Source organism: Alteromonas sp. 4NH20-0104 (assembly GCF_057547795.1).
Window position 1 is genome coordinate 1 of the sequence record NZ_BAAJLP010000025.1, and the last position, 26,096, is coordinate 26,096.

15 protein-coding genes are annotated in these 26,096 nt (G+C 51.4%); 10 read left to right on the forward strand and 5 right to left on the reverse strand.

What is annotated here, in order from left to right; all coding sequences use genetic code 11:
• Window positions 1-52: 52 nt before the first annotated feature.
• The 3 genes from AC27IB_RS16690 to AC27IB_RS16700 form a co-directional block, all read right to left on the reverse strand.
• Window positions 53-2,899 carry a glycosyl hydrolase 115 family protein gene (locus AC27IB_RS16690; RefSeq protein WP_487122335.1) on the reverse strand — a complete coding sequence of 949 codons (2,847 nt, stop codon included), beginning with the start codon at window positions 2,897-2,899 and terminating at the stop codon, window positions 53-55.
• Between the two features lie 14 nt (window positions 2,900-2,913).
• Window positions 2,914-4,602, reverse strand: a complete 1,689-nt coding sequence (locus tag AC27IB_RS16695) for a glycoside hydrolase family 43 protein (protein ID WP_487122337.1) — start codon at window positions 4,600-4,602, stop codon at window positions 2,914-2,916.
• Between the two features lie 257 nt (window positions 4,603-4,859).
• Window positions 4,860-6,062 carry a XylR family transcriptional regulator gene (locus AC27IB_RS16700; RefSeq protein WP_296049237.1) on the reverse strand — a complete coding sequence of 401 codons (1,203 nt, stop codon included), beginning with the start codon at window positions 6,060-6,062 and terminating at the stop codon, window positions 4,860-4,862.
• A 232-nt stretch (window positions 6,063-6,294) separates the two neighbouring features.
• On the opposite strand from AC27IB_RS16700, the gene xylB reads away from it, so the two are divergent.
• The 7 genes from xylB to AC27IB_RS16735 all read left to right on the forward strand — a co-directional run bounded on the left by xylB (window position 6,295) and on the right by AC27IB_RS16735 (window position 18,809).
• Window positions 6,295-7,752 (forward strand): xylulokinase, encoded by a 1,458-nt coding sequence (xylB, locus tag AC27IB_RS16705; RefSeq protein ID WP_296049238.1) that lies wholly within the window; start codon window positions 6,295-6,297, stop codon window positions 7,750-7,752.
• Window positions 7,753-7,862: 110 nt separating this feature from the next.
• Window positions 7,863-9,182: a xylose isomerase gene (gene xylA / locus AC27IB_RS16710; RefSeq protein WP_296049240.1), complete on the forward strand. Its 1,320-nt coding sequence runs from the start codon at window positions 7,863-7,865 to the stop codon at window positions 9,180-9,182.
• A gap of 67 nt (window positions 9,183-9,249) precedes the next feature.
• On the forward strand, window positions 9,250-11,178 hold the full coding sequence (locus tag AC27IB_RS16715) for a sialate O-acetylesterase (RefSeq protein WP_487122340.1): 1,929 nt from the start codon (window positions 9,250-9,252) through the stop codon (window positions 11,176-11,178).
• Between the two features lie 24 nt (window positions 11,179-11,202).
• Window positions 11,203-12,927 carry a glycoside hydrolase family 9 protein gene (locus AC27IB_RS16720; protein WP_296049243.1) on the forward strand — a complete coding sequence of 575 codons (1,725 nt, stop codon included), beginning with the start codon at window positions 11,203-11,205 and terminating at the stop codon, window positions 12,925-12,927.
• 320 nt (window positions 12,928-13,247) lie between these two features.
• On the forward strand, window positions 13,248-16,580 hold the full coding sequence (locus tag AC27IB_RS16725) for a TonB-dependent receptor (protein WP_296049244.1): 3,333 nt from the start codon (window positions 13,248-13,250) through the stop codon (window positions 16,578-16,580).
• A 68-nt stretch (window positions 16,581-16,648) separates the two neighbouring features.
• A complete protein-coding gene (locus AC27IB_RS16730) occupies window positions 16,649-18,154 on the forward strand; it encodes a tryptophan halogenase family protein (protein ID WP_296049246.1) in 1,506 nt (501 codons plus the stop codon).
• A complete protein-coding gene (locus AC27IB_RS16735) occupies window positions 18,147-18,809 on the forward strand; it encodes a DUF6445 family protein (protein ID WP_296049247.1) in 663 nt (220 codons plus the stop codon). The genes AC27IB_RS16730 and AC27IB_RS16735 overlap by 8 nt, the downstream gene beginning before the upstream one ends.
• Here the strand turns inward: AC27IB_RS16735 and AC27IB_RS16740 are convergent.
• Window positions 18,806-19,945: an endo-1,4-beta-xylanase gene (locus AC27IB_RS16740; protein WP_296049249.1), complete on the reverse strand. Its 1,140-nt coding sequence runs from the start codon at window positions 19,943-19,945 to the stop codon at window positions 18,806-18,808. The two genes, AC27IB_RS16735 and AC27IB_RS16740, sit on opposite strands and share 4 nt — an antisense overlap.
• A 12-nt stretch (window positions 19,946-19,957) precedes the next feature.
• Complete coding sequence (locus AC27IB_RS16745) at window positions 19,958-22,687, reverse strand: glycoside hydrolase family 3 C-terminal domain-containing protein (protein ID WP_487122344.1); 2,730 nt, start codon at window positions 22,685-22,687, stop codon at window positions 19,958-19,960.
• A 273-nt stretch (window positions 22,688-22,960) separates the two neighbouring features.
• On the opposite strand from AC27IB_RS16745, the gene AC27IB_RS16750 reads away from it, so the two are divergent.
• From AC27IB_RS16750 to AC27IB_RS16760, 3 genes are read left to right on the forward strand one after another with little or no spacing between them, the layout of a single operon-like run.
• Entirely contained in the window at window positions 22,961-23,872 is a 912-nt protein-coding gene (locus AC27IB_RS16750) for an acyltransferase (RefSeq protein WP_487122346.1), read from the forward strand.
• A gap of 3 nt (window positions 23,873-23,875) precedes the next feature.
• A complete protein-coding gene (locus tag AC27IB_RS16755; RefSeq protein ID WP_487122348.1) occupies window positions 23,876-24,772 on the forward strand; it encodes an acyltransferase in 897 nt (298 codons plus the stop codon).
• The gene (locus tag AC27IB_RS16760; protein WP_487122350.1) at window positions 24,773-26,086 is read left to right on the forward strand and encodes a mechanosensitive ion channel family protein; all 1,314 of its coding nucleotides are present in this window, start codon (window positions 24,773-24,775) and stop codon (window positions 26,084-26,086) included.
• Window positions 26,087-26,096: the final 10 nt, after the last annotated feature.

Sequence of the window (26,096 nt, forward strand, 5' to 3'; positions counted from 1 at the left end):
ATATTAATGTACTCTGACCCCTTTATTTTTATAGGTTGTACGGGTTACCTGATTAAGGGGCGCGTCTTTCTGGCGGCCCGAGATAGCTGGGCTTGAGATTACCGGTGTCCACAATCACCCGCTGTAATACCGCTCCGGGCGTTAAGGCTTTCACCGCCAGCCGGTGACGACCAGTCGCCTCAATATTAAGCGTTGTGCTGAGCGTTTTGACATTATCCATTACCCCCTGCGCCCAGGCTTGCTTGTCTTTTTGTGAAGGCAGTTCCAGCGTAGCTACATGTTCACCATCCAGAGCTACTGCTACCTTAATGCCCGTTGCCTCATCAAACGGCAGGGAAGGCGATAGTTGTAGCGATAGCGGAAAGTCGCCGGTTGAGGTAAAGAATACCGGAAATTCAAGGGCCGGCGCCTGCTCGTGTGTCAGGCTGGTATAAGGCGGTAACGCCGCACTCATTGCTTCGCCGGTACGCCCATGAACCGCTACTTTGTGCCAGCTGCCATGTACGGTAGATTTGACCTTGCCATGGCTTGCATCCATGGCCACATAACCATCAGCTTCAATAAAGTCGCCGCTAACCGGCGCTTCAGAAAGATCGGGTTTGTAGGCTACCACTTTAATATTAGCACCGCCCCAGCCGGTACCTTTAACATTAATAGTGCCCTCATGATGCCCCGCCTTCAACTGCGACCAGTCAACGGAAACCGCCACATCGATATCCTGTGATAAAGCACCACCGGTTTTGGCCAGTGAAATCCACGGTTGTGATGCCGTTGCCGACCAGTTAAAAGCTTTGCCCTGGCGGTTGTACACGGTAAAGGTACGGCTCGCCTCGCCATAGCGGGTAAACGCCGGTAACGACAATCCACCGCTGGCCGGCCAGTAATCACGACTGCCCTCTACTGCAACCCCCATATCGGCCACGGCGGGTTGTGCCAGTGCTTTGGTCTGAACCACCGGCGGAATATTGGCCGGTGGGTTATTCCAGTATACATAGCCAATATGCGGCTGCGACATCATACGGTTCCACTTGCCCCCCTTGATACTGTGATACATCTCAGTAAGCTCGGCATCCCGTTCAAACCAGGCATTTACGTTAGCCGCCATGGCCGACGTAGAAGCGCGGTCCTGCTGGGCATAGAGTGCATTGAGGGCTTGAGCACGGTTTAACTCAAACATAGCCTGGGTGGCCCACACCGGATGAGCAACCAGTTGAAAGAATGCGTCCTGGTAGTCACTGTCGAGGCGCTCATAAATGTGGTTGGCTTTATCGGCTGCCTCGGCCAGTGTTTCACTTAACCGACCGGCTTCGTTGTAATTCAGTACGCTGTAGGTTTCCGGGCTTAGCGCTTCAGGTTTGCGCCGTCCGTTTTGCAGAGAATACACAGACAAAAGCTCTGCAATGTCTTGGGTAAACTGGCCATTAAACTGCTGCGCCGCCCATTCGCGGGTAAAGCGTGCGGCTGACTGAGCATTAAAGGCTTCCGGATCCCAGGCCTGGGCCAGGAAGAAGCTGATAGGTAATTCCATAGGCTTCAGGTCGCCCACGTTGGTGATCCAAATTTTATCTGCGCCATATTCCCAGGCCAGATTCATTTGTTCCCAAACCTTACCCAGCGGCACCGTATTGATCCAACGATACGACCGCGGGCCGCCCACATAATCAAAATGATAGTAAACCCCGGCACCGCCACTGCGAGTGCGCTCAGCTTGTGTAGGCAGTCGGCGAACATTGCCGGCATTATCGTCAGACCACAGTAACGTGACATCATCGGGCACGCGCATGCCGCGCTCGTAAAAACCCTGCACTTCTTTGTACAGCGCCCACACCTGCGGCACTTCAGAAAGTGGCTTATCCATTACTTTGGCGAGGATTTCTCGCTGGTCGTGGACAATTTTCTCCAGCAGACCAATATTTTCACCCTCGCTCATGGGCGTGTCGGCCTGACCGCGCATGCCAAGAGTGAAAATGCCGTCTTTATCTTTGTAACGTTTGGCGCCTTCTACCCAGAAGTCGTAGAGTTTATCGGGATTGGTTGAATACTCCCACGGCCCGCTACCATAGCGGTTCCACTCTTTATCTGCACGCATCATAGGCTCGTGGTGTGAGGTACTCATCACTATGCCCATATCATTGGCCAGATACATGTTTTGCGGGTCGTCATCGGCAAAGGCATTGTTCCACATGGCCGGCCATAAGAAGTTAGATTTCAGCCGCAACAGCAGCTCAAAAACATGCTTATAAAACTTCGCGTTATAGCCGCCGAATTTCTCGTGCACCATGCCAGTAAGAGCCGGCGCTTCATCGTTTAGGAAGATCCCCCGGTATTTCACCCTGGGGGCATCACTTTGGTGCGTACCGGCTTTTATATAGAGCTGCTGATGTTTCGCTACCGGCACATCGGCCCACCAGTACCAGGGTGACACGCCTATTTTTTCACTCAGATCATACACACCAAAAATAACACCACGGCGATCGTTGCCACTGATCACCCAGGCCTGCTCAATACCAGATACAGGACGTGCAACTAAGTCGAGCTGATACCCTTCCCATAAGCGAGCCTGCTCGGCCACTTTCAGGTGCTCGCTGGCAAACAACTGGTCGACAAGCGCTGACTGGCCACGCTCACCAATAATAATCACATGGCCAGACAAACCATTGGAGTCATGCGTTAATTGTGGCGTGAGCCCGGTTACCCGGGCAATATCCTGCTGCAGCGACTCAGCCGCCATTTTAATTCCCGGGTTTGCATTAGCGTCAACCCAGATGGTGGCAGTTTGTGATGCGCCACTGTCGGCCACCACAAAATCCCCTTGCTCAAACCGGTGGGTTACGTAATCACTCGCCAATACCTGTGCGCTGAAACACAACAAGACGAAACTAACAAAGCGCATTACCATTTTACTACTCCTGGTTATTTTCTGGCGTGCGGGCCAATTGTAGTGCCAACAAAGCCACCCGCTTTCTGCGTACTCAACCACGTGGCATCCTGAGCTTCACCTATGGCTTGCCACTCTCCTTGTTGCTGTACCGCAAATTCAATTTGTGCGCCCTCGCCATGAATTTTTAGTGTCACCGGCTCGCCAACTCGGGTCGTCAGAGTTTGCTTCGCCACGGTTTTAACATTGCCGTCGACCACCTGCTCTACAAATGCCTGGTAATAACCCTGCTCGTCTTGCAGGCCCAGGAAATAGTGATAGGTGGCACTTTGAAACGCGGCCAGTCCGGCGCTTGCCGTTGAGCCGGCGGCTATAGTCACTTCGGTGCTCGCTGCAAACGATGCCGCGGCCTGATGTGAGCCTACATAGCTCACCATTTCTTTGCTGCGCAGGGCATTCTCCAACGGCGACATCGTCATCACCCCGTTTTCAACGCTCACCCAGTGGCGATCAAAATCCCGCGGGGTTTGCCAGCGCACACTCAGCGTGTTGCCATCAAAATCGTCAGACCAATCATAAAAATCGGTGCCTTGCTGCACGCTTGTGCCAGCCGGGCGTTTTGTTGTTGGAGGGATAGGCGTTTTCGCCGGCAGGATATGCGGCCACTCATTACGCCACTCAACAGGCAGTAAAAAGGTGTCCCTCCCCGTGTTATACAGGTAGTTATCGTAGGGTCGGGTACCTAAAAATACGGCCCACCACTCACCCGCGTCGGTTTGAATCAAGTCGGCATGGCCTGCGGTATCCACCGGATTGGGTCGCGGCCAGCTCAGATCCCGCTGGGTCAGAATTGGATTGTTCTCATACGGAATAAAAGGTTCATCCAGAGAACGTGTGCGAAATACCACCTGCGAATGCTGTGGCCCGGTGCCGCCTTCGGCGCAGGATAAATAATACCAGCCGTTCACTTTGTAGATATGCGGTGCTTCGATCCAGATAGGCTCCTTACTGATATCAACCCCGCCATTCACTAACAGCTTGCGGCTATCAGGCAAGACTTTCTGGCTGGCCGGATCGTACTCCCACATCCAGATTGCCCGGTGGCCGTTGTATAAAGGCTCGCCGGGAGGTGCTTCGTTGTGGGTGATATAGACCCGACCATCATCGTCAAAGAAAATATCCGGATCGATACCGCCGACTTCAGGTAGCCAGACCGGCTCAGACCAGGTGCCGGCCGGATCGCTGGCGGTAATAATAAAGTTACCGCCATTATCCACCGAGGTAGTAATAATATAAAACAGGCCGTCGTGGTAGCGGATTGTCGGCGCAAAAATCCCCCTTGAAATTCGCGCGCCGGAGAACTCCATCTGCTCTTCGCGATCCAGCGCATACCCCACCAGCTCCCAGTCAGTCAGGTTTTTACTGCGCAGAATCGGTAACCCTGGTGTATAACCGAAAGAAGACGTGGTGAGGTAGTACTCATCACCTTTTTGGGTAATCGATGGATCCGGGTAAAACCCTGGCAGGATCGGATTGGCAAACTCGCCTGGAGGTGCCACAGGACGGTTGTTAGGCGTGGCATATTTAAACCAGTCAAAAGTGACCTCTGCAGCCAGTGCAGTAGACGCAGCCGGAACCTGTTGCGCTGATTCTGAAGAACCCGGTGAGTGACACCCGGTAACCAACAGGCCGGTTAGCAGCGATAAAATAACACGCGATTTCATAAACATTCGCTGTGGACTAATGTGTCTGGCATTTAACGTTAAAGCCAGCGCGGCTTCAACGCGTTGGCGTTATGAAAAATCTCAACCAGAATTGCGTTTTTTGTGAACCAGTTGTAAACAAAAAGCAGGCAAAGGACTTAACCGCAATATTGGGCTAAGTCCCTGAAATCAGGAAAAATCAATGCGTAGAGGAAATCTGGCCAGCGCGCAAAAAGCCAGCTTGTGCCCGGCATAAGCGGCTTTGCTTAGCGCGGCTTTCAGGACGCCTTGAGTGACAGATCCGGTTCGTCCTGATCGCGCCGGGCATCGCGGTATTCTTTAGGTGTTTGGTCGAAGTGCTTTTTAAACACCGCATACATATATTGCAGCGACGGATAACCACAGATCTTAGCAATCTGCGAGGTAGCTTCGTCAGAATTCTCCAGCATCTTGCAGGCACGGCTCAGTTTTTCATTGTGGATCTCATTATGAATACTGTGACCCCGCTCTTCTTTAAAGCGATGCTCAAGATTCGATCGCGACACCCCTACGTAGTCGAGTACCTGATCCACCTTAATACCGCGGCAAGCATTTTGACGGATGTAATGCATAGCCTGCATTACATGCGGATCGCTAATCGCTTTAAAGTCTGTGGACTGCCGCTCTGCCACACATTCAGGCGGGATAAGCACCGGTTTACGCGGCTTGTTATGCCCTTTCAAAATGCGGTGCAGGGTTTTGGCTGCCTGAACCCCCATTTCAAAACATCCCTGGCGAACCGAGCTTAAACTGACCCGGCTTAAATAGCGGGCCAGCTCATCATCATCAATACCAATGACCGACATTTTATCCGGGATCAACATACCAATATGGTCGCAAACCTGCAGTAAATGGCGTGCCCGGGAATCGGTAACCGCAATAATCCCAACCGGCGTTGGTAAACTTCTTAACCAGTCGGCGAGGCGTTTAGTTGTGTACTGCCAGGTTTCCGGCCTCACCGGGTGTCCACGGTAAACATGACACTCATAACCCTGAGAGCGGGTAATTTCCAGTACCGCATTTTCACGCTCCTGAGCCCAGCGGTGATGCTCGTTAACGGGAGCGCCGTAAAAGGCAAATCGTTGAATACCTTTCTGGCGAAGGTGCTCAAAAGCGGCCTGAATAAGGGCATAGTTGTCGGTTGCCACATAGGGCACATCCGGGTAATCGGCCGGATTGGCATAAGAACCGCCAATGCCCACTACCGGTACGTTGGCTTTGTGCAGAGCCGCCTGGATCTCGGGGTTATCATAATCGGCAATAATACCGTCACCGCTCCATTCATCCAGATGGTCGAGGCGCGCCATAAAGTCTTCTTCCAGATACAGATCCCAGTCAACCTTTGACGTTTGCAGGTAATCCCCCACACCGGCAATGATGCGTCGGTCATAAATTTTATTGGCATTGAATAAAAGCGTAATACTGTGTTTATTGTCAAACATGAACTGCTCCGTGCTAGCCGTATGTGCCCGTAGTATTTGATGTCACTTGCAGAATCTGTACATCAATTAACCACTTTATTTAAATTAGATAACTTTTTTTTACGATATTTCTTGTTTCCGAGCATACTAATACACCTTGTTCGAATTAACAAAAAAGTAACAAATTTTCGTAATTGCGATTTAGTGATTTCGCAATCAGCATAAGCCCCTAATCTTTCCGGTGAGAATAAATATGTATATTGGTATCGATCTTGGCACATCCGGTGTCAAAACCATTTTGACCGATGAAAGCGGCAAGGTGGTGGACTCAGCGTCTTCTTCTTTAACGGTTACCATGCCGCATCCGCTGTGGTCAGAACAGAATCCAGCAGACTGGTGGACAGCCACCTGCGCAACGCTGGATGAATTAACCCAGCGCAACGACTTATCGGTTGTTAAGGCTCTGGGCCTGGCGGGGCAAATGCACGGCGCAACACTGCTGGATAAAGCAGGCCAGGTGTTACGCCCGGCTATTTTATGGAATGACGGCCGCAGTGAAGCGCAATGCCAGACATTAGAAAGCATCGTCGCGAAGTCTCGGGTGATCACCGGCAACCTGGTTATGCCAGGCTTTACGGCTCCCAAATTGCTGTGGGTAAAAGAAAACGAGCCGGATATCTTTAAACAAGTCGATAAGGTGTTACTGCCAAAAGATTACTTGCGCTATCAACTCACCGGTGAATTTGCCTCTGATATGTCAGATTCAGCAGGCACCAGTTGGTTAAATACCGGTGAACGCAGCTGGAGTAAAAGCATGCTGATGGCCTGCGGGTTAAGCGAAAAGCAGATGCCAGCCCTGTATGAAGGTAACGAAATCACCGGTTATCTGAGAGCAGAACAAGCCAGTCGCTGGGGACTAAAAGCAATTCCGGTTGTTGCCGGCGCTGGCGATAACGCTGCTGGTGCGGTTGGCTGTGGCATTGTTGATGCGGGTCAGGCCATGTTGTCGCTGGGGACCTCCGGGGTATATTTCGCAGTCACCAACGATTACCGCAGCGATCCTGAATCAGCCGTACACAGTTTTTGTCATGCAGTAGGTCATCGCTGGCATCTGATGTCGGTAATGCTTAGCGCAGCCAGCTGCCTTGACTGGTTTGCCAAAAATTCCGGATACCGCTCCGTTGCCGAATTGTTTGACGATGTGGTTAACCACACCCGGCCGGATGATCCGAATACCCCTTTCTTTTTACCTTATTTAACCGGCGAACGTACGCCACACAATAATCCCAATGCCAAAGCCGGTTTCTTCGGATTAACAGCCTCAACTACCCGGGCCCACATGGCGCAGGCTGTGGTTCAGGGGGTTTCCATGGCGTTAGCCGACGGTATCGATGCCGTTCATGGCTGTGGTATTCAGGTTGACGGCATCAGCCTGATTGGTGGCGGCGTAAAAAGTCCCTACTGGCGTCAATTGCTTGCCGATGTCAGCGGCATTGCCATGAATTACCGCAGAGGCGGAGATGTGGGGCCGGCACTGGGCGCAGCAAGACTGGCGCAACTGGGAGTTTCTCCGCAAACGCCGATTAGCGATATTTGTCCGGTCCCGGAACTGGTTGCCAGCTACGAACCGGATGCGGCATTAAAAGCCTACTACGTTCAGCGTCGTCAGCAGTTTCGCGAGCTATACTTTTCACTTCATTCACAATTTTAACAAAAAACACAAAAGTCGATGAAGTTTACATAATTGTCGAATACACGCCGATTGCACAGTATTAGCAATCATCATAATAACGGGCCATTCGGCCCACTCAGGAGTTAACTATGGCGGATTTTTTCCAGGACATCAGCCCTATCCAGTACGAAGGTGCCGAGTCCACTAACCCACTGGCATTCAAACACTATAACCCCAAAGAAGTGGTGTTAGGCAAAACCATGGAAGAGCATTTACGCTTTGCTTCCTGCTACTGGCACAACTTCTGCTGGGATGGTGCGGATGTCTTCGGCGGTAATACTTTCGACCGTCCCTGGCTGCAACCAGGTAATGCCATGGAACGGGCGAAACAAAAAGCAGACGTGGCCTTTGAGTTTTTCAGCAAACTGGGCGCACCTTACTACTGTTTTCATGATATTGACGTCGCCCCTGAGGGTGACAGCGTTAACGACTATATTCGTAATTTCAGCGAAATGACCGAAGTATTAGCGGCCAAACAGGAAGCCACCGGCATGAAGCTGCTGTGGGGTACTGCCAACGTATTCAGTCACCCGCGCTATATGTCGGGCGCTGCAACCAACCCGGATCCGGAAATTTTTGCCCGCGCGGCTACACAGGTATTCCATGCAATGAATGCCACCAAAACGCTCGGCGGCGCAAACTATGTATTGTGGGGCGGCCGTGAAGGGTATGAAACCCTGCTGAATACCGACCTCAAGCGTGAGCGTGCCCAGCTCGGCCGCTTTATGAACATGGTTGTCGAACACAAACACAAAATCGGCTTTGACGGATTGCTGCTGATAGAGCCAAAACCTCAGGAGCCCACTAAACACCAGTACGATTACGACACGGCAACTGTGTATGGCTTCCTGAAAGAATTCGGTCTGGAGAAAGAGTTCGCGGTCAATATCGAAGCCAACCACGCAACGTTATCCGGCCATTCGTTCCACCACGAAATTGCCACTGCATTTGCACTGGGTGTGTTCGGCTCCATTGATGCAAACCGCGGCGACGCACAGCTAGGCTGGGATACGGACCAGTTCCCTAATAGCGTGGAAGAGATGACCCTCATTTGTTATGAAATTCTCAAAAACGGCGGATACACCTCAGGTGGCTTTAACTTTGACACCAAATTACGCCGTCAGAGTATTGATGCGGCCGATCTGTTCCATGGTCACATTGGTGGTATGGACACCTGTGCACTGGGCCTGAAAAAAGCCGCAGCTATGCTTGAAAACGACTTTATTGCCGATGCGAAGGCCAAGCGCTACGCGGGCTGGAATGGCGAGTTGGGCGAAAAAATCCTCAACGGTACTTTCTCTCTGGAATCGCTGGCGGGCTTAACCACTGAGCAGCAGCTTAACCCGAGACAGGTATCAGGCAGTCAGGAACTGCTGGAAAACCAGGTTAATCAGGTCATTTTCCGCTAAGCGGTTAGTTTTACTAAAAAAGTGCAGATACTCTCTGCACTTTTTTTGTTTCTGAAGGAGACGTAATGTGATTCGGTTATTATTGCTTTGTACCTGCCTGATAACACTCAGTGCGGAGGCAGCCACCACTCTGCACCGACTTATTTCTGATAATGCGGTATTGCAGCGCAACAAGTCCATCCCCTTGACCGGCACTGCCGATCCCAATGCCCCGATTCAAGTCTACTTTGATGGCAACCTGATAGGTGAAACAAGGGCCGAAAATGGTCAGTGGCGCTTAGAGCTGCCGCCACACCCGGCCGGCGGACCGCACCAGCTGACCATAAAAAGTACAGAAACGCTGACCGTCAACAATGTGTATTTTGGCGATGTATGGCTGACTTCCGGTCAATCAAACATGGAGCTCACTATGGCTCGTGTTGAAGAAGCCTATCCACTGGATGTGGCCGAAGCAGACTTTCCGCTTATCCGAGAATTCACGGTGCCCGATACCTACCGCTTTGACGCGGCAAATACCGATTATGACGGTGGCCAGTGGCGCAGTGCCACACAGCAAAACATTCGCCACCTTTCCGCCGTAGCCTATTACTTTGCCCGGCAGATACACCTTGACCAAAACGTACCGATAGGGATTGTTAATGCTTCACTTGGCGGCTCGCCCGTTGACGCCTGGATGCATAAGGATATTCTGACCCCTTATCCGGAAAAAATTGCTGCTGGCGAGCGCTTTGCCGATCCGGCGGTAGACCAACAAACCCGCAAAGACGATAAGGCCCGCTCCGATGCCTGGTACGGTAAACTTCATCAGGCCGACAAAGGATTACAATCAACCCCCAAATGGTATGCACCACAGTTGGATGACAGCGACTGGCAGCCAATCTCGCTACCCGGCAACCTGCCCACCAGCGGCAAAGACTTTATTGGCGTTTGGTGGCTCAGAAAAACCCTCCACCTCGACGAGGTCCCAAGCGGGCCGGTTACACTTCGACTTGGACGTATTGTGAATGCTGACACCGCGTATATTAACGGCCATGAAGTTGGCGGAACCGGTTATCAGTATCCCCCCCGCCGCTACAATGTAACGCCCGACATGCTGAAGAAAGGCGACAATGTGATTGCCATTCGCATTACCTCCGGCGGCGGCTCCACCGGTTTTGTACAAGACAAAGCTTACTTTTTAGGCACCGACAAAGCGCGTTACTCTCTGGTTGGGGAATGGCACTTTAAAATCGCCGCCGAGATGCCCAGAATGGCGGGCTCTACCTTTATCCGCTGGCAGCCAATGGGCTTGTATAACGCCATGATAGCACCGGCAACACAGTATCCGGTGAAAGGCGCCTTGTGGTATCAGGGGGAGTCAAACAGTGGTGCCCCTCACGACTATGCCGAGAAGTTAACGGCCATGATTAAGCACTGGCGTGCGCAATGGCAACAACCTGAAATGCCCTTCATAGTTGTGCAACTGACCAACTTTATGGAACGCCGATCGCAACCTGTAGACAGCAACTGGGCGGTATTGCGCGACCAACAGCAACAAGTCGGCCAGCTCGAGAATACCGGCTCTGTGGTCACGCTGGATGTTGGTGAGTGGAATGACATTCACCCGGTTAACAAAGCCGCCGTAGGGGAGCGACTGGCACTGGCCGCCCGCCATATTGCCTACAACCAGGACATCGCCTACCAGGGCCCGCTGGCAACTAAAGCGCAGCGGGAAGATGGCAAGGTTATAGTGCACTTTAGCCATACCGGAACAGGGCTCACTGAAGCCTCGCCTTTAACGCAAAGTTTTGCTATTGCCGGGGCAGATAAACAGTTCTACTGGGCCGACGTCAGCGTAAACAAAGATTCAGTCACCTTAGTGAGTGACAAGGTCAGTCAACCCATGTACGTACGCTACGCGTGGGCCGACAATCCCGAGCCCGGCTTATTCAGCAGTACCGGGCTGCCCGCCCCAGCATTCAGTATGACCGTTACCACCCCAGCAAATGCTGATTAACCTTTATTTCAGGCCGGAGTAATTATGACCACAAAAATAAAATCGTTTAGTAAGCTGGCTGTATCGTTATCACTGATATTGGCCATCAGCGCCTGCTCAGGGGGCAACAACATGAACAGCTCTGTGACGTCTGAAGCCCTTCAAAGTGAATCAGACCCCGTTGCTTTTTACGTTAATCAGACTGGTTTTTTGCCACACCAGCAAAAACACATTGTTATTCGCTCCTCGCAGCCGGTTACCTTTGACGTTATCCATACAGCTACCGGTAAAACTGTGCTGCAGGGAACCACCAGCGCGCCGGCTTACTGGGATCTTGCCGATCAAACGGTTGCCATTGCGGATGTGAGCAGCCTGGTTGAGCCTGGTCTTTACCGGCTGTCTGTGGGAGCGGAAGATTACACAACGTTCAGGGTTTCCGCTGAGCGTTTAAATGCCCTGCATGATGCCACCATTAAGGCCTATTACTATAACCGTGCGGGCATCGCGCTGGATCCGGCCTTTGCAGGAAAATGGCACCGTGAAGCGGGCCACCCCGACACCAAGGTCATTAACCTCAACCAACCGGAGCAAAGCATAGTCAGTGCGAAGGGCTGGTATGATGCCGGAGACTACAACAAGTACATCGTCAATTCAGGCATCTCAACTTATACCCTGATGCGTGCCTATCTGGATTTCCCCGGATTTTACGCTGAACGGCGCTGGAATATCCCCGAGTCCACCAATCAACAGCCCGACTTGCTTGACGAAATCAGCTGGAATCTGGACTGGATGCTTACCATGCAAGATAAGGACGGCGGCGTTTTCCATAAGCTGACCACCTTAAACTTTGCCCCGGCGGTTATGCCGGCACAAGCCAACGCGCAGCGTTATGTGGTGAGTAAGGGAACTGCCGCATCGCTAAACTTCGCGGCAGTCATGGCCACAGCAGCCAGAGTATACCCACAACACAAAAACACTTATCTGAGTGCCGCAGAAAAAGCCTGGCAATGGGCTCAGCGAAACCCAGCTAAGCCCTATACCAATGAAGCTAACGTTAACACTGGTGAATATGGCGACTCGTCATTCACCGATGAGTTTGCCTGGGCCGCCAGCGAACTGTATTTAACCACTGGTGAGCCAGGCTATCTTAACCAGATTGAGCAGAACCTTGGGGCTCCGGCAACCCCAGGCTGGTCTGATACCATGGGATTAGCTTACCTGTCGTTACTCTCTGAGCAAGGTCAGAAAACCTTATCCGGGCAACGCTATGATTCACTGAGATCAGGCTTTCTGGAATACGCCGATTCATTGGTAAAAACCAGCCAGGACTCGCCGTTCAGAATTGCCATGTCGGCCAGGGATTTTGTTTGGGGCAGTAATGGTGTTGCGATGAATCATGCCATGGTACTGGCCAGCGCCTACCGCCTGACCAGTCAGGAAAGTTATCGCCATGCATTTACCGGTTTGGTGGACTACGTACTGGGGAAAAACCCGCTGGGTTACTCTTATATTACGGGGTTTGGACAACGGTCACCGCACTTTATCCATCACCGGCAATCGCAGGCAGACGGCGTTGCCGAACCCGTACCCGGCTGGTTAGCAGGCGGCCCACAAAACGGCCATCAGGACAACTGCCACTATGAGTCATCTCTTCCTGCTACGTCGTACAAAGATAACTGGTGCAGTTACTCTACCAATGAAGTCACCATAAACTGGAATGCGCCGCTGGTGTATTCACTCGCGGCACTGCTGGAACAAAAAATTCAATAAGTATTGAAGAGGATAACAAATGTAAATTATTTGTTATCCTCACTCGCCTACCCAACTTGTATTACAATACTTCAAATAACAGCAACAAATCCCATAAAAACAGACTATTACAACACTCATTACGAAACCTTGTTAATAAACTGTTGCGATATATGGTTTTTACTTTGTGATATTTTAACATCCCATTGATACTTCTCCGGGCTTCAACGAGTATGCTTCCACCATAGTTGGCTTTCATAACCGCGGTCACAGGCCGGTTAACTTCAAAGCCAAGTAAATGGATAACAATAATTCCATTCTATCTCAGCGGAGAAGTACACATGGCTAGGATTCGGGCACACACTACCAACCGATATGCTAAGACTTTTAATAAATCCATCGTTGCCTTAACGATTCTTTCTGCGCTCCATGGCGTAACAGCTCAGGAACAGGAGGACCAGGAAACAAAAGCATCGAACGAAGAAGAAGTCGTAGAGAAAATTGAAGTTAAAGGGATCCGCGGCAACCTCTTAAATGCACAAAACCTCAAACGTTATTCTGATACGGTAGTGGACGCCATTACCGCTGATGACATCGGCACACTGCCCGACCGCAGTGTGCTGGAAGCCATTCAGCGGTTACCCGGTGTGTCCATTGAACGCTTTGCAGGCCCCGACGACCCAGACCACTTTAGCGTTGAAGGCAGTGGCGCCATCATTCGTGGCATGACCCAGACACGAAGTGAATTTAACGGGCGTGACTCTTTCACGGCTAATAGTGGTCGGGGCCTTTCTTTTCAGGATGTTTCACCTGAATTGATGGGGGGTGTGGATATTTATAAAAACCAGACCGCCGACATGATAGAAGGTGGGATCGGTGGAACGGTTAGTTTGCGAACCCGCAAACCGTTCGATTCAGAAGACCGGGTAATTGCTTTTGGTGGTGATTATTCTTACGGCGATGTGGCCGAAAAAGGCAGTCCGACATTCTCCGGATTATACAGTGATCGTGTCGACCTCGATGGTAACGGTGAACTGGGTTTTCTGGTGAATTATGCCAATTCACAGTTATACGGTGAGTCACATGGTATTCAGTCTGATGCTTACGTGCAGACCTACGCCCGTGATTTAGCCGGCGCTGAAGCCTTTACCGGCGCAGACAATAACGGCACGGTGTGGATCCCTAACGCGTCTAACCTGTTGAAGAAGTTTGACGATCGTAAGCGGGAAGGTTTCGCGAGTACCCTGCAATGGGAAAACGAAGATGAAACGCTACTGGCTACCATGCAGTACATTCGTTCAGATGCGTCGCTCTCCTGGCATGAACAGGCGGTTAAGTATCAGGGTGGCTATTATAACCTGGACAATCGCCGCACCCGGGCGCTGGAAGGCACCGAATTTGAATTTGATGACAACGGTCTGTTTGGCTCCGGCACCATGGTGCAGGGCGTTGACGGCTGGCGCGCCGCCGATGGCAACAATGACCGGATTATCCGCTCCTGGGAAAGTGGCGGTCGCCCGCAGTTTGGCTATCCCTACCAGTTTGATTCACGGGTCAAGCAAACCGATACCCTGGTGGAAGATCTGTCGTTTAATCTGGAGTGGATGGCCACTGATGCATTGGAACTGAAAGCCGATATTCAGTATATCAAAGCCAAAACCCGCGACGACGATGTGGTTGTTCACACCGCGGCTTTTGCCGGCCAGGCTTACGATGTGACGGGCAACACGCCCACCATGACACTTATCGAACCCTATTTTGGTTACCGGGATGCAAACCCGGATGTCTATGCTGAAGGGAATTATCCGGGCTTCACCGGCGACCCGGCCGGCGACAGCAATTATTTTCAGGACCCAACGTCTTATTTCCTGCGCAGTGCCATGGATCACTGGGAGCGCTCGGAGGGTGATTCTTTTGCCACCCGTCTGGATGCTACTTATCACTTAGACAGTGACAGTATTTTCACTTCGGTACAATCTGGCGTTCGTTACGCAAAGCGTGAACAAACCGTGCGATCTACCAGCTACAACTGGGGGCCTCTGGCCCCGGAGTACAGTGGTGCGGCGGCAGCAGGATGGCTGGATACCATCCCTGTAGATGCCAGTAATTTTGAACTGGTCGACTGGTCTGATTTTCATGGTGGCGGTATCGCTAACATTCCGGGCAATCAAACCATCCATGCCACCGAAGCTTATGTACGATCGATTATCGCAGGCGCCCGTCCCTATATGTCGGCAGGAGGTTCCTGGGAACCCTATCCTGACCGTCCCAACGTGGATGATAAATACGGTATCTTTACACCGGGTGAGGTCAACCTGACCACCGAAGAGAATAAAGCAATTTACGTGCGTGTGAATTTTGAAGGTACCGGCGATCTGCGTTACAGCGGTAATATTGGTTTACGTTACGTGCAGCTTGACCGTCAGGCCGACGGAGCTATTACGTTCCCGGATTTAGTGCCGGACTTTATGCCGCCGGAGTCTTTGCAAGGTGCACCGTTAAACGCCGAGATTGTTACTGACTGGCTCAACGAGCAGATCAGCGCCGGCAATTATGCGGATATTGAGGAAGCCCTCGAGGCTGAAGAGAACCGTTGGATTGGCGATCAGCGCAACTACTTGTCCAATGCAGAGCGCAATTTTGGTAATGACGCTGAAGAGCGCCTGTCTGCCGAGACCGACTTTGACATGCTGCTACCCAGCTTTAACTTCAAAGTTGAGGTTGCCGATGATTTGATTACCCGTTTCGCGTTTTCAAAAGCGGTGGCATTGCCTGATATGTCAGACATCCGTAACCGAGCCACGCTGGGCACCGAATCCATTCAGGCTGTCCGCCCCATCAGCAACCCAGATCCGGAAAATCCACCAGAGCCTGGTGAGAACCTGATCCAGTCGGCCTATGTGCCAGCGTGGACCGGCTCCGGCGGTAACCCGTTCTTAAAACCTATGGAATCCACCCAGTACGACCTGGCGCTGGAGTGGTACTTCGCTGAAGTGGGTCAATTGAGCGTGACCTATTTCCATAAAGATCTGAAAAACTACTTTATTCAGGGCGCGGCGGTCCAACAGTACACCAACCCCACCAACGGACAGGTCCAGTCGGCACTGGTGAACTCAACCACTAATGGCGGTAAGGGCACCATGGACGGGGTTGAAATTGCGTATCAGCAATTTTACGACATGCTCCCCGCGCCCTGGGATGGCCTGGGTGTGCAGGCAACCTACACCTATATAAACGCCTCGGGGGTCCCCAATAACGAAGTGGATGTGGAAGATGAAAGCTGGTTAGGGGATGACTTTACCGATACAGGTATTCGCGTCAACCTGGATAACGTGCCGCTGCAGGGTCAGTCTAAACATACGGCCAACATTGTTGCCATGTATGAGAAAAATGGCTGGAGCGCACGACTGGCGTATAACTGGCGCTCGCGTTATCTGCTTACTACCCGTGATGTTATCTCCAAGGCACCACTGTTCTACAACGATATCGGTCAGTTAGACGGTTCCATTTTCTACAACTGGAATGAGAATGTTACGGTGGGTATTCAAGGCACCAACCTGACAGACTCGCAGTCTGAAACCATTATGGTATTGAACAACGAGGGGCTGGAAGCAGGGCGTTCCTGGTTTAGATCAGACCGTCGACTGGCATTTGTTATTCGTGCTAACTTCTAACAGCCACATCGCTGCGTGATGGATCAGGCCCTGGCTCAGGGCCTGATTTTTTTGTTTTTGGGGCAGACATGCAAACACCGTTAAAAAAAATCATTATTCTGGGCGGCGGCTCGGCTGGCTGGATGACAGCCGCCGCACTGGGTAAAATTTTAAGTAAACACCCCTGTGATATTCAGGTTATTGAATCAGAAGAAATCGGTACTGTGGGCGTGGGCGAAGCCACCATTCCACAAATTCAGTTGTTTAACGACTTAATCGGGCTGGATGAAGATACCTTTTTAAAACGTACCCAGGGCACCTTTAAACTGGGGATCCAGTTTCAAAACTGGCGCAAGCCTGGCCACAGCTATTACCACGCATTTGGTGAAGTGGGCAAGAACATGGAGGGGGTGCACTTTTATCAATACTGGCTCAAAATGCGCCAGCAAGGTAAAGCTGCGCCACTGGATGAATATACGCTGTCGTCGTTAGCCTGCAATGAAAAGCGTTTTATGCGACCGTTCGAAGCGGGCAACTCACCCCTTTCAAACATCGCCTATGCGTTTCATTTCGATGCTGGCCTGTATGCTAAATTTCTGCGTGAAGTGGCCGAAAGCCATGGCGTGCAGCGTACCCAAGGCAAAGTCACTGAAGTCCGTCAACAGCCCGACGGCTCTATACAGTCGTTGATTCTGGAAAACGGTAGCGAACATGATGCAGACTTCTTTATTGACTGCTCGGGCTTTCGCGCGCTGCTTATCGAGCAAACATTAAAAGCCGGCTATGAGGACTGGCGTCACTGGTTACCTTGCGATCGCGCGGTAACCGCACCGTCTTCACTCACTGAAACCCCATGGCCTTTCACCCGCGCCGCCGCACAACAGGCTGGCTGGCAATGGCGTATTCCCCTGCAGCACCGGGTTGGTAACGGCCACGTCTACTGCAGCGAGTTTATGTCAGACGAGGAAGCCGACAAAACACTGCGGCTGAATATCGAGGGTGAGCTGCTGGCAGACCCCAGACAAATCCGTTTTGTCACCGGTAAACGGCGTAAGTTCTGGCATAAGAACTGTCTGGCAGTAGGCTTATCCGGCGGCTTTATGGAGCCACTGGAGTCCACCAGCCTGCATCTGGTGCAGGTAGCAATTTCCAAATTCTTTAGTTATTTTCCGTTCCAACAACCGTGCCAGAGTGATATTGACCAGTACAATACAGAGATGGACTTTGAATTTACCCGTATCCGCGATTTCCTGATCCTGCACTATCACGTTACCGAGCGCGAGGATACTGAGTTCTGGCGATACTGTAAGCACATGGCCATTCCCGATACCTTGCAGGAAAAAATTGATCAGTTTAAGGCCAATGGCCGCATCACCCGCTTTAACAATGAGCTGTTTAATGATTTAAGCTGGTTTGAGGTGATGTACGGGCAAGGCCTGCGCCCTGAGGGATATCACGGGCTGGCGGATATTTTTCCCGAGGAGGAGTTACGCCGACGGCTTGAAGGGATCCAGCGGGTAGTCAGAAAATCGGTAGATTATATGCCTTCCCATGCTGAATTTATTGCCAAATCCTGCGCAGCAAACAATGACTGACATAAAGGCGCTGCCGGTAGCGGACACTGGCCATCAGGTTTGGGTGATTGACGATTTTATACCGGGCCCTCATCAACTCATTGACTATGCCTGTACCCGGCAGCACCCCCCCCGGTTATCGCCGGTTTACCCCGGGCTAAGAATGGCGGTTCCGCCCGGTTATCTGAAGTACTCCCTGACCGCCATTACCAGCGCATTGCATCGCAGCGGGGTAGCTACTACGTTAACCGCCGGCGAGGCTTATTTCGCCATGGTAACCCGCACCGCAGAGCAATTAACCCCGGAACAGTGCATTCCCCATTTTGACCGCCCGCTACTCAACGAATACGCCATGGTCCACTACCTGTGCCCGCCATCGTACGGCGGTACCAGTTTTTACCGATATAAACCCACAGATCAGGTAGCTGTTACCCGCAGCAGTCTGGCAGGCTATCAGCAAAGTCTGTCTGAGCAGTTACCACAACAGCCGCCCTCGCAAGGCTTTGTTAATGGTGATACGCCGCTGTTCGAGCGGGTTTTACAAGTCCCCTGCCAGTTTAACCGGGCAGTGGTTTACCCCTGTGCACTGCTTCACTCAGGGGATATTGCCGCCAATTTCACACCCGATTTAAACCCCTACACCGCTCGCTTTACTGTGACCGCCTTTCTGCGCTAGTGTGCAGCGTTAACCAGCCCAACGACCCCATGATAAGCCGCTTTGGGATTACCCTTGCGATCGAGTAACAGCGGGTAATCTGTGCGCCCGCGAATAGGCCAGTTATTGCGCCACGAATCACCATCGGTAGTGCCCCACAACGTCACCCGGTTAATATGTTCTGCATAGTTAAGAAACAGCGAGAACAGCGCCGCATATTTATCGGCCAGTAACTGTTGGCGGGCTGGCGGTAACCCCTCTACATAAGGGTCATAAACCGGATGGGCAGTAAAATTCTGAGTGATGTCCGCGCCGGTATGGGCGTTATCAGGCAGCGGCAATACGGTCACATCCAATTCGGTAATCGCTACGTTAGTGCCTGCCTCAATTAAGCGGATTATGCTCTGCTCAACATCACTGAGCGCCGGGTAATCCAGCGAATAATGGCCTTGCATGCCTACCGCATCCACATGAATATCCTGACGGGCTAATTGCTTAACCAGCCTGACCGCCCCCGCCACTTTTTGCGCTTTATACAGATTGTAATCGTTGTAATAAAGCTGCGCTGAAGGGTCGGCCTGCCTGGCATATTTAAAAGCATATTCGATGTAATCGTCACCGATGATCCGACGCCATGGCGTATCTCGCAACGTGCCATCGTCATTAAGCGCTTCGTTCACAACATCCCAACCCCTCACCTGCCCTTTATAGCGGCCAACCAGGGTAAAGATATGCTCGCGCAGGCGGGACAGTAAGACTTCACGACTCACCGCCTGTCCTGCATCATCTTCAAACACCCAGGCCGGGGTTTGCTGGTGCCACACCAGGGTATGACCAATAACCTGGCCGTCACACCGCTGTGCCAGTTGAATTAACTGATCAGCCATCACAAAGGAATATGCCCCCGGCTGCGGTTGAACATGTTGCCATTTCATCGCGTTTTCGGCGGTAAAGGCATTAAATTCCCGGCACTCCGGGGCGTTGTTGTCGGGCAAAGCCGACATCAGAGTACTGGATTTAACCGCGGTGCCAATCAAAAACTGCCCCGCATAAGCATCAGCCAGTCCGCTGTTGGTGTTGGTGTTGGTGTTGGTGTTGCCCGCACAGCCAGTCAGCGACCATGACAGTAATAGTGTGGCCATCAGGCGATTCAACATCGTCAGGCTTCCTTATTGCAACTGAATACGTTTATGCGCAACGGCTTCAGGCTTACCGTAACCAGGCTGGCCATCGCCCATGTAAACCTCAAGGGCACCGGTGTAAGGCACTTTTTGTCCCTGCTCATCAATGTACACCAGTTCATCGGCCGTTACCGTGAGCGAAACGGTTTGCTGTGCGCCCGCATCAATCGTCGAACGGGTAAACCCTTTAAGGCTCAAGCGGGGCGTGTCTACCGGGGCATCCGGCATACTGACATAGACCTGGGTAACCTGACTGGCCGCCTGCTCACCGCTATTGTTAAGCGTTACACTGAGGGTTAAATCCTCACCGGAAGCCAGACTATCCGGCGCTTGCAGGCCGCTGTACTGAATGGTGCTGTAGCCCAGGCCAAAACCAAAGGGATACAGTACATCGCCCTCAAAGTAACGGTAAGTGCGATTGGCCATAGCGTAGTCATCCAACGGCGCAAAGCCATCAAGGTTTTTATAGAAAGTTACCGGCAGGCGGCCGGAAGGATTGACTTCGCCCCAGAGAATACGGGCTAAAGCGGTGCCGGTGGCTTCGCCCGGATAAAATGCCTGGATAATCGCATCCACATTGTCCTGCTCCCAGTTGAGCGCCATGGCACTGCCACTAAAGTTAACCAGTACCACCGGTTTACCCAGTTTTTCAACCGCTTTAATCAGTTGCTGCTGTTCTTCCGGCAAAGCAATACTGGTGCGATCGCCGTAGTTAAAGCCATCCAGCTTCACTGGCATTTCTTCGCCTTCAATGCGAGGAGAAATTCCCACTGCCATTACCACCACATCGGCTTTGGCCGCTTTTGCCAGGGCTTCTTCCTGCAGCGCTTTGCTCTCATTCACCCAGCGCAACTGCCATTCTGCCCGCAGGCCGCCGGCAGTGTTACTCACCGGATTGGATACCACCCGATGACTGACTTTAAAGTCGTAGCTTTGCTCTGCATTAAGCGCCACTGCGCCGTTTACCAACTCACCGTTAAGCATAACTTCACCCGGCCCGTCGAATCGGTAACTGCCCGACGTCTGTGGCACAAGCTGGCCGTGTGCCACCATAGCAAAGTCATCCAGCCACTTACCGCTAACCGGTGAGCGCAGGCTACGCATTTGCAATGTATTGAGTATCTCAGAATTTACTGCGCTTCCGGTTTGCTCAGCTGGCACCCTTAATGAGGAGAAATCGGTGATCGGTTCACGCGCAACGGCATAGTATTCCACCTTCACGCCGGGGCTCAGTTCACCGGATTCATCCCGGTGAAACAACACCGATTCATCAAGGACTTGCCAGTGGCCGTAAATATCGTCAATCAGGGCACTGCCGGGCGCATACGGCACTGCCTCATTGCCCGTGTAGTTTTTGATGCCCTGAAGTACGGTAACCGGATTAACCGGCAGACCATTGTAGTTACCCAGCAGCACATCCTGATTATCCGCGTTGGGCCCAATCACTGCCACTTTAACCCCTTTTTGAAGCGGCAGCACGCCATTGTTTTTCAGCAATACCAGGGCACGTTCCGACGCTTTTTGCGTGAGGGCCAAATGCTCTTCTGTGCCCACTACCTCCAGCGGAATGTCAGCAAAAGGTACACTACTATCGGGATCGAACATGCCCAGTTTAAAGCGGGTCATCATCAGGCGGCCTACCGCCTGATCTATCAACGACTCCTCAATAAAGCCTTTTTGTACAGCAAAGGTAAGGTTGGCATAACTGCTCAGGCGTCCGGTACCACAATTCAGATCGGTCCCACTCTTTACTGCCCAGGCTGCGGCTGCGGCCGGAGAGCGTGTAACATTGTGTGCCTTGGGATCATAAAAATCGGCAATGGCTCCGCAATCCGACATTACATGCCCGTCAAACTGATAATCACTGCGTAAGATGTCTTTGAGTAAACGGTCAGAACCACAGGCCGGCGCGCCATTTACCCGATTGTAGGCACACATTACGGCTTCGACATCGGCCTCCACTACCGCCTTCTCGAAAGCCGGTAAGTAGGTTTCGAACAAGTCCTTATCAGAGACCACATAATCGTCGGAATGGCGGGAGACTTCCGGCCCGTTGTGCACGGCAAAATGCTTGGCGGTGGCGGCGGTTTTTAAGTACGTTTCATCATCGCCTTGCAACCCGTTGATAAAGGCCACGCCCAGTTCGCCGGTCAGGTAAGGATCTTCCCCGTAAGTTTCCTGCCCTCGTCCCCAGCGCGGATCGCGGAAAATATTAATATTCGGCGACCAGTAAGTTAACCCGGTATAACGATAACTCAACCCACGTTGCTTAAAGGCATGGTGCTTTGCGCGGCCTTCATCAGAAATGACCGTGGCAATCTCATTTAACAGCGCCCGGTCCCACATTGCCGCCATGCCGATTGCCTGGGGAAACACCGTTGCTTCCCCCGCCCGGGCTACCCCATGTAAGGCCTCATTCCAATAGTCGTAGGCCGGTACATCGAGTCGCTCAATCGCCGGTGCATCGTTGTACATTTGCGCGACTTTTTCCTCAAGCGACATCCTTTTCACCAGATCGCTGACTCTTTGCGGCATCGGTAATGATGTATCCTGATACGGCAACACCTGATCAGTTTGTAAGCCTTCACTTTCACTGCTAGTTTTATTTTCACTGCTTCCCGAGCAGGCACTAAGTATCATAGCCAGGGCCAGCAATGTTGCCGACCGGCGTTTCACTCTCAGGTCATTGTTCGGTTTGTTACGCGTAGGTAATTTCATCAGATGCCTCAACAATCAATTTACCCGCACGATACCCTATCGCTCCTGAGGCACAATCGAAGGACCGCAAAACGTAAATAAAAAGTTAAAAAACGCTAGACTTATTCCCACATCCAGGTCCGCTGGCGTTGCTCACTGTTACTGCTCGGATGCGCTTTTAGCCGTTCCAATAAAATTGCTGTAACAATGTACATTTATGCTGACTCTATTCGATTAAGTATCGGTTTTAAGCCCGGTTTACGTTACACTGTGCTCAATTTTGCAACTGGTAAGATGACTGTAGTGAAAACCTTATTAAAAAGCCTGAACGGCGTATTGTCGGCGTCACTGTACGGGCTAAATACCCTGTTTTGGGTGCCCCTGGTGCTGGTCTTAGCCTTATTTAAGCTTATTCTTCCGCTGCGCTTGTGGCGCACCTTCATGACCTACCTGCTGGACGCTTGTGCGGTGGGCTGGATCAGCGTGAATAACCTAAACCAGCGTTTATTCAGCCGCACCATTCTGGAAATCTCCGGACTGGAAGGTCTGTCCCGTAATGACTGGTATCTGGTCATTGCCAATCATCAGTCCTGGGTCGACATTTTATTGCTGCAACGGGTATTTAACCGTGAGATACCGTTTTTGAAGTTTTTCCTTAAACAGCAACTTATCTGGGTGCCTTTTTTAGGCCTGGCCTGGTGGGCACTGGATTTTCCTTTTATGCGACGCTACAGCAAATCGTTCCTGGCTAAGAACCCACACTTAAAAGGCAAGGATATGGAAACCACAAAAAGGGCTTGCGAGAAGTTTAAGTACAAACCGGCCAGTATTATGAATTTTGTGGAAGGCACGCGCTTTACCAAAGAGAAACAGGCCCGTCAGTCATCGCCCTTTAAACATCTGCTAAAACCCAAGGCCGGCGGCATTGCCTTTGTGCTCAACGCCATGGGCGGCCAGCTTCATCAACTGATAGATGTCACCATTTTTTACCCTGGCGGCACCCCGTCGTTTTGGGACTTCATTAATGGCTCGGTGAACAAGATTAAGCTGCATGTTGACGTAAAACCGTTAACAGGGCTGTTTCCGGAAGAGGTAAAGGTCATGGAGTACTTTGAAAACCCGGAACAACGTGCTCGCTTTCAGCAGTGGCTGAATGACCAGTGGCACACCAAAGACCAGCGCTTAGAATGCTGGAAGACGGTGTAAGCAATGCTTAGAGTAGTAATGGCACCGCTGATATTTATTGTTCATTTACCTCTGCAGCTGGCCAACCTGGCCTTCTGGGGCGGCCTGATCATTGTGTTTGGATTAGTGCGTTTTGTGCTGCCCATTGCGGCGATTCAACGAGCACTGGCCCCCCTTATGAACTTCTTTTTGCTGTGTTTCGGCAAGTGCAGCTTAGCGCTGATCCGGCTGTTTAATCCGGTTATCCTCGATTACCGGGTGCAAGGTGAGCTAAGTAAAGAAAACTGGTACCTGATTGTCGCGAATCACTTAAGCTATCTGGATATTGTCCTGCTCATCGAATTTTCGGCCTTTCGGATCCCGGCACCTAAGTTCTTTTTAAAGCAGGAGCTCATCTGGCTGCCGTTTGTTGGCCTCGCAGCCTGGGCGCTGGAAATGCCGTTTATGAAACGCTACTCGGCGGCTTACCTGAAGAAATATCCCCATAAACGCGGCACTGACATTGCGACCACCAGGCATCACTGTCAGAAATTCCGCCACAAGCCCACTACGGTTATCAACTTTGTGGAAGGCACACGTTTTACGCCAATCAAACATGCCAGCAAACAGAGTCCTTATAAGCACCTGCTCCCGCCGAAAGCGGGCGGTATTGCCTTTACTCTGGCCACCATGGGCGAACTGTTCACCAACATTCTGGATATTTCGCTTCTTTATCCGGACAATACTAAACATCCTATGCTGGCTATGTTGTGCGGTCAGATGCGACGAATCATTGTAGATGTTAACGTGATTGACATTCCCGGCGAAGCGATTGGCGATTATTATAACGATGCTGAATTTAAAGCCGGTTTCCAACACTGGGTGAATACTCTGTGGCAGAATAAAGACCGCAACATTATTGGATTAAAAAAGGGTAACTAAATGGTCACAGCGGAAACGCTTCGTGAAAACTTTGTTGAACTGCTTAAACAAATCGATACCGATATCGTCTTAAACGGATCCTTGTACAACAGCTTTTCCCTTCTGCTGATTTTTGTTCTGGCTCTCTGTGGCCTGTTTATTAGCCGATTAATGCTTAATTCGGTTGTTACTCGCTGGGTCCTGAAAAGCAAAACACATTGGGATGATGCACTGCACAGCCATGGATTCTTTAACCGACTGATTCACCTGGCGCCGGCCCTGATTATTTTTGCCTCGACTCATGTGCTGCTAACCACCGACAGCCTGCTGTATACCGTGCTGCTGAAATGCTCTTTACTGTACTTAATGACGGTCGCGGCGCTGTCGATGAGTGCCTTACTGAATACCTTTGAAGACTGGTATAACTCAACACCTTTCGCGGCTCAGGCATCGATTACCGGCTTTGTACAGGTTGCCAAGCTGGTGCTGTTTATCGTACTGATGTTACTCAGCGTATCGCTGATAGTAGAACGCAGCCCGCTGTTGTTGTTATCCGGCTTAACGGCTATCGCCGCAGTTTTATTGTTGATCTTTCGCGACACCATTCTGGGTTTTGTGGCCGGTATTCAGATAACGGCTAACCGGTTATTTACCAATGGCGACTGGATCCAGGTTGATAAATTTGGCGTCGACGGTGAAATCATCGAACTGGGATTAACCAATGTAAAGGTCAGAAACTGGGATAATACTATCTCAACCATCCCCACTTATTCACTGACCAATGAAGCCATTAAAAATTGGCGGGGCATGCAGGAATCGGGCGGCCGGCGTATAAAACGTGCCGTTTATATCGACATTCACTCCATCCATTTGTTTGATGAAAACAGCCTGCAAGAGGTGGCTAAAATTCGCTTTATTGCCGATTACATTAAAAGCAAAATTGACGAGTTACAGCGTTATCATAAAGACCACTCCATCGATGAAGGGGATTTGCTCAATCGCCGTGCACTGACCAATATCGGCACATTTCGCGCCTATCTGGAAGCCTATTTAAACAAGCACCCGAAAATCAATCAGGACATGACTCTGATGGTCCGGCAACTGCCGCCTAACGAGCTGGGTTTACCGCTGGAAATCTATTGCTTTTGCCGGGACAAATCCTGGGTTGCTTACGAAAAAGTCCAGGCCGATATCTTCGACCATATTATGGCAATGCTGCCACTGTTTGACCTGCGGGCTTATCAGCGCGACAGTCACCTGGCGGCAATGTCTGGCCCGGCAAGTACAAGCGCAAAAGCTTCCGCAGAGGATGCCCCGGACTCAGTAAAAGACTGACACAAAAAAA